Consider the following 10,957-nt stretch of genomic DNA (forward strand, 5'->3'; position numbering starts at 1 on the left):
AGCGCGACCGCGCGGCGGCGCGCCGCGAGGAGCTGCTCGCCGACTACCGGCAGAGCATCGTCGCGGCCTTTGCCGACGTGCAGGTGGCGCTCAATGCCGGCGCCGGCGTCGAGGCCCAGTGGCAGGCCCAGCAGGAGGTGCAGGCCCAGGCCGAGCGCGCCCTGCAACTGGCCGAGCGGCGCTACCGCGCCGGAGCCGAGGACCTGCTCAACCTGCTCGATGCCCAGCGCACCCTGTATGCCGCCGAAGACCAGAGCGCCCAGCTGCGCCTGGCCCGCCTGCAGGCGAGCGTGGCCCTGGCACGGGCGCTGGGCGGTGGCTGGCAGGCTGCTACGGGCGAGTGAAGGCTTGCTGCAGCTCGGCCAGCGTGGCGAAGTACCAGGCCGGCGACTCGGCCATCAGCTCGGCGTGGCTGCCGAAGCCGTAGCCGATGCCGACCGCCTGCAGGCCATTGCGATGGGCGCCGATCAGGTCGTGCTTGCGGTCGCCGATCATCAGGCAGTCGGCCGGGGCCAGGCCTTCCTCGGCGAGCAGGTGGCGGATCAGCTCGACCTTGTCGGTGCGCGTGCCGTCCAGTTCGCTGCCGTAGATCACCTTGAAGTGGCGGTCGAAGCCGAAGTGGCGGGCGATCTCGCGGGCGAACACGGTTGGCTTCGAGGTCGCGATGTACAGCGTGCGGCCCTGGGCGTTGAGTGCGTCGAGCATCTCCAGCACGCCCTCAAACACCCGGTTCTCGTACAGCCCGGTGACCTTGAACCGCTCGCGGTAATGCCCGACCGCCTCCCACGCCCGCGCCTCGTCGAAGCCGTACTGCTGCATGAACGCCTGCAGCAGCGGCGGCCCGATGAAAGGCTCCAGCTTCGCCAGATCCGGCTCGTCGATACCCAGCTGCGCCAGCGCATGCTGAATCGACCGCGTGATGCCCACGCGCGGGTCGGTGAGGGTGCCGTCGAGGTCGAAGAGAACGGTGGACTGATGCATGGGGCCTGTCGCGCACTGAGAACGGACGCGAATTGTCCCGCACCCCACCCCGAGCCGCAAATCGCCAACGGGAAATCGGTTACGTCGCGTGGAGAGGATGTTGAGCTGCCTGTCCGGAAATGAAGCGGTGGCACGGCATCTCGAACCCGCGCGCCATTTTTTGCGCTGCCTATCCGGCAGCTCAGAAAGCTACCAGGCGCTGCTCGTGCAGAGTGACGGCCTTCACTGCCGCGTAGGCAGCTCAGAAAGAACAGCTCGCCCATCTCGCGGAGGGAGGCGGCTTCACTGCCGCGTAGGCAGCTCAGAAATCCTCAATACGCCGCTTTCGTCGCGCCACCCCTTCACTGCCGCCTAGGCACTCCAAGAACCTCTGGCGAAAATCCCATCGGTGGCACGTTCACAGCCGCCCAGGTGTTCTCGTGCGCCGGGCAGCCGGGCGCCGGCTCACATTCTCCCAAGTTCGCGCTTCTTGTCCGGCATAATCGGGTGGAATTTTCCATAGCGACGCAGGCGCAGGTCGTCATGAGCGAAAAGAAACCCAGGAAGCGCCGCGGCTTCTCGCAGAAGGTCACGATCCACGACGTCGCCCGCGAGGCAGGAGTTTCGTCGATCACGGTGTCGCGCTATTTCAAACTGCCGGAGAAGGTCGCCAGCGCTACCCGAGAGGCCATCGAGGCGGCGGTGAAGCGGCTCGACTACACCCCGAACCTGGCGGCAATGACGCTGGCGTCGAACCGCGGTCCCATCGTCGCGGCGATCGTGCCGAACCTCTCCAACTCGATCTTTTCCGAAACCCTGCAGGAGATCGAGCGCATCCTGCGTCCGGCCGGGCTGCACCTGCTGATCGGCCACAGCCATTACTCGGCGCAGACCGAGGAAGAGCTGGTGCGCACCTTCCTCGCCTACCGGCCGAACGCGCTGATCCTCACCGGTTGCATCCAGACGCCGGCCACCGAGGCACTGGTGCGCGCGGCGCAGATCCCGGTGATCCAGATGTGGAGCCTGACCGACACGCCCATCGATGTCTGCGTCGGAATGTCGAACTACGAGGCGGCGCTGCAGATGACCCGCTACCTGATCGGCAAGGGTCACCGGCGCATCGGTTATATCGGCGGCCTGCTGGAGAACAACGACCGCGCGCAGCAGCGCGAGCTGGGGTTCTGCGCGGCCCTGGAGGAGGCCGGGCTGCCATGCGAACCCTGGCAACTGGTCCATGCGCCGTTCGAGTTCGTCGCCGGCGGCGAGGCGATCGACAGCCTGCTCGCCGCGCACGCGCTGGATGCAGTGTTCGCCAGCTCCGACATTCTCGCCGTCGGTGTCATGCTGGCCTGCCTGCAACGCGGCCTGAAGCTGCCCGCCGACCTGGCCATCGCCGGTTTCGACGACACCGGGATTTCCTCGATGATGAGCCCCTCGCTGACGACGCTGCACGTGCCGCGCAAGGCCATCGGTGCGCAGGTGGCGCAGTGCATTCTCGACCGCCTGAACCAGCGCGATAGCGGCCAGCGTATCTTCGATCTGGGCTTCGAGCTGGTCGAACGCGACAGCGCCTGAAACCGGCGGGGCCGGCGTGTCGCAGGCCCCGCATTGCCGTCGGTACGCTAGACGCCGCCGCGTAGCGTGCCCGGCTTGCCCAGGGCGACGCCCACCGGCAACGCGTCGCCCTTCACCACTACCGCGCAGATCAGCGAAACCAGGCAGACCACGGCGAGGAACATCGCCACATACCAGGGTTCGCCACCGCCGAACTTGAGCAACGAGGCGGCGATCAGTGGCGAGAAGCCGCCGAAGATAGCGGAGAACTGATAGGCGATCGACAGCCCGGTGTAGCGCACCCCGGCGCCGAACAGCTCGCTGAAGAAGGTCGGCTGCACGGCGAACATGGTCATCTGGCCGAGGTTGAAGCCCAATACCATGGCCAGGAAGATCAGCGTGACGCTCTGCGTGTTGAGCAGCATGAAGTAGGGGAAGGCGAACAGCGCCATGAACGCCGCGCCGGCCACGTACATGGTGCGCCGGCCGACGCGGTCGGACAGCCAGCCCACGAGCGGACACATGAAGATGCCGATGGCCGAGGCGATCAGCACACCGCGCAGCGGGATCGAGCGGTCCATCGCCAACTGGCTCGACACATAGACGATGGTGAAGGTGTTGATCACGTTGGAGGCGGTGGTTTCCGCCAGCCGTGCGCCGATGGTCAGCAGCAGCGCGCGTGGGCTTTCCTTGAGCAGGATCAGCAGCGGCGGGCGGCTCGGCTTGCCGGCTGCCTCTTCGACGGCCTTCTTGAAGTCCGGCGTTTCGGTGATGTTGAAGCGGATCACCAGGCCGACCACCATCATGATCGAGCTGAGCAGGAAGGGTATCCGCCAGCCCCAGCTGAACACCGCGTCCTCCGGTAGCTGCATGACCAGGGCGAACACTCCGGTGGCCAGCAGCACGCCGGCCGCGGCGGCCGATTGCGGCACGCTGCCCCAGAAGCCGCGCTTGCCTTCCGGCGCGTGCTCGATGGTCAGCAGCGCGGCGCCGGCGTATTCGCCGCCGAGGCCGAAGCCCTGCAGCAGGCGCAGCACGGAAAGCAGGATCGGCGCCCAGATGCCGACCTGCCCGTAGGTCGGCAGGCAGCCGATCAGGGTGGTGGCGACGCCGATGATCACCAGGGTGGCGAGCAGGCTCTTCTTGCGCCCGACGCGGTCGCCGAAATGACCGAATACCAGCCCGCCCAGCGGTCGCGCGAGAAAGCCCACGGCGGAGGCGGCGAAGGCGGCGATGATGCCGGTCAGGCGGTCTTCGGAGGGAAAGAACAGCGGGCCGAAGACCAGCGCGGCGGCGGTGCCGAAGATGAAGAAGTCATACCATTCGAGTACCGCGCCGGCGAAGCTGGCGGACGCGACCTTGTTCATCGATGTGCGGGGGCGAGTGTCTGTCATTGTTCTTGTTCTCTGTGGATGCGAGGGATCGGTTAAACGGTTCGACGGTTCGCGGTGCCTCCGACGACGGGCGTGCTCAGCGGGGATCGCTATCGCCCGGCCCCATTAGCTCCTCCAGAAGCAGCAGCATGGCCGTGCAGTCGTCCTGTCCGCGCCCACGGTTGCGGCTGAGGCTGAACAGCTCGCGCGCGGCGCCGCCCAGCCACAGCGGCATACCCACGTCGGCGCCCAGCTCGAGTGCCAGGCCGAGGTCCTTGAGCCCCATCAGCAGCGGAAAGTCCGGGGTGATGTCGCCGGCCAGTACCTTCTTTGGAAAATTGGTCAGCAACTGGCCCTTTCCGGCCGCCGTCTCGCTGATCAGTCCGAGGAATTGCTGGCGGTCGAGCCCGAGCTTGCCGGCGAAGGCGAGCATCTCGCTGGCGATCACCATGTTCACCATCGAGCCATAGTTGTTCACCAGCTTGGCGCGGATGCCGCTGCCCACCGGGCCCATGTGCAGAACCTTCTCGCCCATGGCGCGGAACAGTGGCATCGCCGTCTCGAGGTCCGCCGGCGCGCCACCGGCGACCACGATCAGCGTGCCGTCGATGGCCTCACGCTTGCCGCGCGCCACCGGGGCGTCGACGAAGCGCCGCCCCTCGGTCTCCAGACGTTGTGCCGTGCGCAGGGTTTCCCGCGCCGAGCCGGTACTCATGTCGATCACCAGGCCGCCGCGGCGCAGGCTCGCGGCCGCGCCGTCGGTGCCGAACAGCACGGCTTCGACGAAGCTTGAATTGGGCAGCATGCAGATCACCACGTCGGCTTCGCGCGCGGCGTCGGCGGGCGACTCGGCGCAGTACGCCGAGCCCTCGAAAGCGGCCAGGGCCGCCGCGCTGACGTCGAACACGCGCAGCGCGAAGCCTTCCTCGATGAGGTTGCGCGCCATTGGCGCGCCCATGGTGCCGAGGCCGAGGAAAGCAACGCTGAAGGCCTCAGACATGCGCACCTCCGAGCAATCCGCTGGCGGCGCGGGCGATGTGTTCGGCGGTCAGCCCGTACTGCTGTTGGAGGAACGGCGTGGAGCCGCCCTGGGCGAAGGTGTCGGCCACGCCGACGCGGGCGAAGCGGCAGGCCATCCCTGACTCGGCGAGAACTTCGGCGACGGCGGTGCCCAGCCCGCCGATGATCGAGTGGTTTTCCGCGGTGACGATCGCCCTGCACTGGCGGGCACGCGTGAGCACGGCGTCGCGATCCAGTGGCTTGATCGTGTGCATGTTGATCACCGCCGCCTGGACGCCCTGGGCGCGCAGCTGCTCCGCGGCCTGCAGCGCCTTGGGCACCATCAGCCCGCAGGCGAAGATCGCTACGTCGGCGCCCTCGCGCAGGGTCTGCGCGCGGCCGATGTGCAGTTCGAGCGGCTCCTCGCCCTCGGCCAGCGGCGTGGCCGGGCGCTCCATGCGCAGGTATACCGGACCCGAGTGCGCCGCCACCGCGCGGACCGCGGCACGGATCTGCGCCGGACCGCAGGGTTCGACCACGGTCATGTTCGGCAGCGCGCGCATCAGCGCGATGTCCTCGATGGCCTGGTGCGAGACGCCGAGCAGGGTGGTCAGGCCGGGCAGGAAGCCGACCAGCTTGACGTTGGTTTTCGGGTAGGCCAGCTGCATGGCGATCTGGTCGTAGGGCCGTCGCGACATGAACACACCGAAGCTGTGCACGAAGGGGATGTCGCCCATCCGCGCCATGCCGGCTGCCGTGCCGACAGCGTTGGCCTCCTGCATGCCGATCATGAAGAAGCGCTCCGGCAGCCGGTCGCGAAACAGATCGGTCTCGGTGGAGGCGGACAGGTCGCAGCCCAGGCAGACCACATTCGGGTTCTCCCCGGCGAGCTCCAGCAGCGCTTCGCCGTAGTAGCGCGGAATCGCCTGGTTGCCATAGACCGAGGCGGACGCGGTGAAGTCGCCCAGATGCAGGTCGGTACGGGTATTCATGCCGGCTCTCCCAGTTCGCTCAGCGCGTCGGCGGCGGATTGCCCGTTCAGCACCATGTTGTGACTCATTTGCCCCTCGAGGAAGCTGACACCCTTGCCTGGCACGGTGTTGGCGATGATCGCGAAGGGTTTGCCGGGGCAGGCGCGGGCCTGCGCCAGGGCATCGAGCAGGGCCGGCAGGTCGTGGCCGTCGAGGCTCACGGTGGCCCAGCCGAAGGCCCTCCACTTGTCCTCGATGGGGTCCATGCGCAGCACCTTGTCGATGTTGCCTTCCACCTGCATGCGGTTGAGATCGACGATCAGGCACAGGTTGTCGAGGCCGTAGCTGGCGGCACAGAGCGCGGCTTCCCAAGTCTGGCCTTCCTGCATTTCGCCGTCGCCGAGGATCACGTAGTAGCGCCCGTCGAAGCCGCGCCGGCGCGCCGACAGGGCCATGCCAGTGGCCACCGAAAGGCCCTGGCCGAGCGAGCCGCAGGTGGCCTCGACCAGCGGGCCGAGGCGTTCGGAAACGTTCACCTCGAGTGGCGAGCCGTCATGGCAATAGCTGTCCAGGCTCGCGGCGTCGATCAGCCCGCATTCGGCCAGGGTGGCGTGGAACACCGCCGAGTTGTGCGCGGTGGACAGTACGCAGCGGCTGCGCCCGGGGCGCTCCAGGTAGTCCGCATCGATATCCAGTTCGTTGAAATAGACAGCGGTGAAGAGGTCTGCCGCGCCGAGGCCTTGCTGGACATAGCCCTGGCCGCGCTGGGCGACCAGGCGAACCACCTGGCGGCGGATGTGCTGGGCATGGCGTGCGAGCGACGCCACATGGGGATCGGGATGAGTCGTCACGACAGTCCTCTCTGTTGTTGTAATGTCTATGAGTGTTACCGGTAACATGCGACTGTCGAAAATTATCTGGTCGTCATCGACGTGGATGCAAGGTCCAGATGGCGGGGGATCAGGAAGTAACTGGCCCCATGGGCGGGTGCCCACCGAGCGGCGATTCAGCCTTCGCCGTGCAACGCATCGTGCGCGTGAAGGCGGCTGTGCCCGGTGCAGTGGCTGCGTTCCAGTTGCAGGGTGCAGTGGCTGATGTCGAAGGTGTCGTGCATCAGTTCGTTGACCCGTGCGATCAGGCGGTCGCCGTGCTCCGGGTCTAGGGTGCCGGCGATCACCAGGTGCGCCGAGAGCAGTCGCCGTTGTGGGGTCAGGCCCCAGATGTGCAGGTCGTGCACATCCTCGATTTCAGGTTGCGCGGCGAGGGCTTTGCGCACCGCCTGCGGGTCGATGCCCGAGGGCACGCCTTCGAGCAGCACGTTGGAGCTGGTGCGCAGCAGCGACCAGGTGCGCGGCACCACCCAGAGCGCGATCAGCACGGCGACGATCGGGTCCGCCGGGGTCCAGCCGGTGTAGCGCACGATCAGCGCGGCGATGATCACGCCCACCGAGCCGAGCATGTCGCTGAGCACTTCCAGATAGGCGCCGCGCAGGTTCAGGCTGTCGTCCTGGCCGGCGCTGAGCACGCGCATGGAAATCAGGTTCACCACCAGGCCGAGTACGGCGATCGCCAGCATGGTGCCGGTTTGCAGCTCCGGCGGCTGCATCAGGCGGCGCACCGCCTCGACCATGATGTACACCGCCACGCCGAGCAGCAGCAGGGCGTTGAACGCGGCGGCAAGGATCTCGAAGCGCGCGTAGCCGAAGGTCCGCCGCGCATCGGCCTGGCGCCTGGACACGCGGATCGCCAGCAGGGCGATGAGCAGCGCGGCGGTGTCGGTGACCATGTGCGCGGCATCCGAGAGCAGCGCCAGCGAGTGGCTGAGCAGCCCGCCGATCAGCTCGGTGAGCATGAAGCCGCCGGTCAGCGCCAGGGCGATCCACAGGGCCTTCTCGTTCGCCTGGTTGCCGTGTCCGTCGTGGGAATGATCGTGTGCCATGCGCTGTGCCCTGGGAATGTGAGCAGATGACCGGGGCGAGGCCGGCGAAGTTCGCCGCGTCCGTCAGTGGTCGAAACCGGCGGCCAGGTGCTGATCTTTGAGCTTCACGTAGTTGCCGGCGGTGTAGGCGAAGAAGCTGCGTTCCTTGTCGCTCAGCGGGCGCGCCTGTTTCACCGGGCTACCGACGTAGAGGAAGCCGCTTTCCAGCACCTTGCCCGGCGGCACCAGGCTGCCGGCGCCGATGATCACCTCGTCCTGTACCACCGCGCCGTCCATGACGATGCTGCCCATGCCGACCAGGATGCGGCTGCCCAGGGTGCAGCCGTGCAGCGTGACCTTGTGGCCGACGGTGACCTCGTCGCCGATGATCAGCGGGAAGCCGTCCGGATTGAACGGGCCGGCGTGGGTGATGTGCAGCACGCTGCCGTCCTGAATGCTAGTGCGCGCGCCGATGCGGATGCGGTGCATGTCGCCGCGGATCACGCTGAGTGGCCACACCGAGCTGTCCTCGCCGATCTCGACGTCGCCGATGACCACCGCCGAGGCGTCGACGAAGGCGCGCTCGCCGAGCCGCGGGGTGCTGCTGTTGTATGTTCTGATCGCCACGATAGAAACCTCTCTGGCTGCGGTGAGCCCCGATTGTAATTAAGATGGAAGGCATGTCGCTGAACGATGACCGCGGGAAAGGCAGCCGCCGCGCGTGGTCACAGCATGAGAATCCACGCTACAGGTGAACATCTTGACCGCCGAAAATCCCCTGCTTCAGTCCTTCGACCTGCCGCCGTACTCCGCGATCAAGCCCGAGCACGTCGAGCCGGCGGTGGACGCCATCCTCGCCGACAACCGCGCCGCCATCGCCGCGCTGCTCGCCGCCCCGTCGACGCCGAGCTGGAGCAGCCTTGTGCTGGCCCTCGACGAACTGGGCGCGCGCCTCAGCCAGGCGTGGAGCCCGGTCAGCCACCTCAACGCCGTGTGCAACAGTGCCGAACTGCGCAGTGCCTACGAGGCCTGCCTGCCCAAGCTCTCCGAGTACTACACCGAGATGGGCCAGAACCGCGCGCTGTTCCAGGCCTACGAGGCGCTGGCGAACAGTCCCGAAGCAGCCGGCTTCGACGTGGCGCAGAAGACCATCCTCGAACACACGCTGCGCGACTTCCGCCTGTCCGGCATCGACCTCCCGCCCGCCGAGCAGAAGCGCTACGGCGAAATCCAGATGAAGCTCTCCGAGCTGACCAGTGCCTTCTCCAACCAGTTGCTCGACGCCACTCAGGCCTGGACCAAGCAGATCGACGACGAAGCGCAGCTGGCCGGCCTGACCGATTCGGCGAAGGCGCAGATGAAGCAGGCCGCCGAGGCCAAGGGCGTCGAAGGCTGGCTGATCAGCCTGGAATTCCCCAGCTACTATGCGGTGATGACCTACGCCGACGACCGCGCCCTGCGCGAAGAGGTCTACACCGCCTATTGCACGCGCGCCTCCGACCAGGGCCCGAACGCCGGGCAGAACGACAATGGCCCGCTGATGGAGCAGATCCTCGACCTGCGCCAGGAACTGGCGAAGCTGCTCGGCTTCGGCAACTACGCCGAGCTGTCGCTGGCCAGCAAGATGGCCGAGTCCACGGACCAGGTGCTGAGCTTCCTGCGTGACCTCGGCGTGCGCGGCAAGCCCTTCGCCGCGCAGGACCTCGCCGAACTCAAGGCCTTCGCCGCCGAACAGGGCCTGCACGACCTGCAGAGCTGGGACGTCGGCTACTACAGCGAGAAGCTGCGCGAGCAGCGCTACAGCATTTCCCAGGAAATCCTTCGCGCGTACTTCCCCATCGACAAGGTGCTCTCCGGCCTGTTCGTCATCGTCGAGCGCCTCTACGGCATCCAGATCGCCGAGCTGAAGGGCTTCGACAGCTGGCACCCGGACGTGCGCCTGTTCGAGATCAGCGAGAACGGCGAGCACGTCGGGCGCTTCTTCTTCGACCTCTACGCCCGCGCCAACAAGCGCGGCGGCGCCTGGATGGACGGCGCGCGCGACAAGCGCCGCACCGCCGGCGGCGAGCTGATCAGCCCGGTGGCCAACCTGGTGTGCAACTTCACCCCGGCGGTCGGCGGCAAGCCGGCGCTGCTCACCCATGACGAAGTCACCACGCTGTTCCACGAATTCGGCCACGGGCTGCACCACTTGCTGACCCGAGTCGAGCATGCCGGCGTGTCCGGCATCAACGGCGTGGCCTGGGACGCGGTCGAGCTGCCCAGCCAGTTCATGGAGAACTGGTGCTGGGAGCCCGAGGGCCTGGCGCTGATCTCCGGCCACTACCAGACCGGCGAGGCGCTGCCTCAGGCCCTGCTGGACAAGATGCTGGCGGCGAAGAACTTCCAGTCCGGGCTGATGATGGTGCGGCAGATCGAGTTCTCGCTGTTCGACTTCGAGCTGCACGCCACCCACGGCGACGGGCGCAGCGTGCTGGAGGTGCTCGAAGGCATTCGGGACGAGGTGTCGGTGCTGCGTCCGCCGGCCTTCAACCGCTTCGCCAACAGCTTCGCGCACATCTTCGCCGGCGGTTACGCGGCCGGTTACTACAGCTACAAGTGGGCCGAAGTGCTCTCCGCCGACGCCTTCTCCCGGTTCGAGGAGGAGGGCGTGTTCAACGGTGAAACCGGCCGCGCGTTCCGCGAGGCGATCCTCGCGCGTGGTGGCTCGCAGGCGCCGATGGTGCTGTTCGTCGACTTCCGCGGCCGTGAGCCGAGCATCGATGCGCTGCTGCGCCACCTTGGCCTGAGCGCGGAGGCGGCATGAGCGACACGCCCGTGATCAAGAAGCGCTTCATTGCCGGTGCCGTGTGCCCGGCGTGCAGCGCGGCCGACACCATCAAGATGTGGAGCGTCGATGACGTTCCGCACCGCGAGTGCGTCGCCTGCGGCTTCTCCGACACCCTCGACGCGCAGGGTAATTCGGTGCCCAGCGAACTGCCCACGCGGGTCAGCAAGCCGGCGCCGAAGCGGGCCGACCCGAAGATCGTCCCGGTGCAGTTCTTCCCCAATCCGAAGTTGAAGAAGCCCGAGTGACGGCGCCCATGTGGCATCTGGTGTGCGGCGACAACGCGGCCGGCGGCGTTGCCGCGGTGCTCGGCGAGGCCCTGGCGCGGCAGTCGCTGCGGGTGCTGCGCGACGAC

General features: G+C 67.3%; 11 protein-coding genes. 4 read left to right on the top strand and 7 right to left on the bottom strand.

The window, feature by feature from the left end; genetic code table 11:
* Nucleotides 1-344: TolC family protein (locus tag B2X67_RS19625; RefSeq protein ID WP_286786533.1), on the top strand; the 344-nt coding region annotated here is incomplete at its 5' end.
* Here the strand turns inward: B2X67_RS19625 and B2X67_RS19630 are convergent.
* Entirely contained in the window at nucleotides 331-981 is a 651-nt protein-coding gene (locus tag B2X67_RS19630; RefSeq protein ID WP_282341427.1) for an HAD family hydrolase, read from the bottom strand. The two genes, B2X67_RS19625 and B2X67_RS19630, sit on opposite strands and share 14 nt — an antisense overlap.
* 522 nt (nucleotides 982-1,503) lie before the next feature.
* Here B2X67_RS19630 and B2X67_RS19635 point away from each other — a divergent pair.
* Nucleotides 1,504-2,535: a LacI family DNA-binding transcriptional regulator gene (locus B2X67_RS19635; protein WP_282341425.1), complete on the top strand. Its 1,032-nt coding sequence runs from the start codon at nucleotides 1,504-1,506 to the stop codon at nucleotides 2,533-2,535.
* Between the two features lie 47 nt (nucleotides 2,536-2,582).
* On the opposite strand, the gene B2X67_RS19640 is transcribed toward B2X67_RS19635, so the two are convergent.
* From B2X67_RS19640 to B2X67_RS19665, 6 genes are all read right to left on the bottom strand, one after another.
* Nucleotides 2,583-3,881: an MFS transporter gene (locus tag B2X67_RS19640; RefSeq protein WP_286786534.1), complete on the bottom strand. Its 1,299-nt coding sequence runs from the start codon at nucleotides 3,879-3,881 to the stop codon at nucleotides 2,583-2,585.
* A 103-nt stretch (nucleotides 3,882-3,984) separates the two neighbouring features.
* The gene (locus B2X67_RS19645; protein WP_286786535.1) at nucleotides 3,985-4,887 is read right to left on the bottom strand and encodes an NAD(P)-dependent oxidoreductase; all 903 of its coding nucleotides are present in this window, start codon (nucleotides 4,885-4,887) and stop codon (nucleotides 3,985-3,987) included.
* Nucleotides 4,880-5,878 carry a transketolase family protein gene (locus B2X67_RS19650; RefSeq protein WP_286786536.1) on the bottom strand — a complete coding sequence of 333 codons (999 nt, stop codon included), beginning with the start codon at nucleotides 5,876-5,878 and terminating at the stop codon, nucleotides 4,880-4,882. The genes B2X67_RS19645 and B2X67_RS19650 overlap by 8 nt, the downstream gene beginning before the upstream one ends.
* Entirely contained in the window at nucleotides 5,875-6,708 is an 834-nt protein-coding gene (locus B2X67_RS19655) for a transketolase (protein ID WP_286786537.1), read from the bottom strand. The genes B2X67_RS19650 and B2X67_RS19655 overlap by 4 nt, the downstream gene beginning before the upstream one ends.
* A 155-nt stretch (nucleotides 6,709-6,863) precedes the next feature.
* Complete coding sequence (locus tag B2X67_RS19660) at nucleotides 6,864-7,796, bottom strand: cation diffusion facilitator family transporter (protein ID WP_286786538.1); 933 nt, start codon at nucleotides 7,794-7,796, stop codon at nucleotides 6,864-6,866.
* Between the two features lie 63 nt (nucleotides 7,797-7,859).
* Nucleotides 7,860-8,402, bottom strand: coding sequence for a gamma carbonic anhydrase family protein (locus tag B2X67_RS19665; protein ID WP_282341412.1), 543 nt, complete (start codon nucleotides 8,400-8,402; stop codon nucleotides 7,860-7,862).
* A 133-nt stretch (nucleotides 8,403-8,535) separates the two neighbouring features.
* Between B2X67_RS19665 and prlC the strand changes: the two genes are divergently transcribed.
* Entirely contained in the window at nucleotides 8,536-10,581 is a 2,046-nt protein-coding gene (gene prlC / locus B2X67_RS19670) for an oligopeptidase A (protein ID WP_286786539.1), read from the top strand.
* A complete protein-coding gene (locus tag B2X67_RS19675; protein ID WP_090224532.1) occupies nucleotides 10,578-10,850 on the top strand; it encodes a YheV family putative zinc ribbon protein in 273 nt (90 codons plus the stop codon). The genes prlC and B2X67_RS19675 overlap by 4 nt, the downstream gene beginning before the upstream one ends.
* The last annotated feature ends 107 nt before the right edge of the window (nucleotides 10,851-10,957 follow it).

The sequence above is a fragment of the Pseudomonas sp. UBA3153 genome (assembly GCF_002364635.1).
GTDB classification, from domain to species: Bacteria; Pseudomonadota; Gammaproteobacteria; order Pseudomonadales; family Pseudomonadaceae; genus Pseudomonas_O; species Pseudomonas_O kuykendallii.

Coding starts and splice junctions, on each gene's coding strand:
- B2X67_RS19650 (WP_286786536.1), bottom strand. CDS start 5,878: ATGAATACCCGTACCGACCTGCATCTGGGCGACTTCACCGCGTCCGCC.
- B2X67_RS19640 (WP_286786534.1), bottom strand. CDS start 3,881: ATGAACAAGGTCGCGTCCGCCAGCTTCGCCGGCGCGGTACTCGAATGG.
- B2X67_RS19675 (WP_090224532.1), top strand. CDS start 10,578: ATGAGCGACACGCCCGTGATCAAGAAGCGCTTCATTGCCGGTGCCGTG.
- B2X67_RS19635 (WP_282341425.1), top strand. CDS start 1,504: ATGAGCGAAAAGAAACCCAGGAAGCGCCGCGGCTTCTCGCAGAAGGTC.
- B2X67_RS19630 (WP_282341427.1), bottom strand. CDS start 981: ATGCATCAGTCCACCGTTCTCTTCGACCTCGACGGCACCCTCACCGAC.
- B2X67_RS19660 (WP_286786538.1), bottom strand. CDS start 7,796: ATGGCACACGATCATTCCCACGACGGACACGGCAACCAGGCGAACGAG.
- B2X67_RS19645 (WP_286786535.1), bottom strand. CDS start 4,887: ATGTCTGAGGCCTTCAGCGTTGCTTTCCTCGGCCTCGGCACCATGGGC.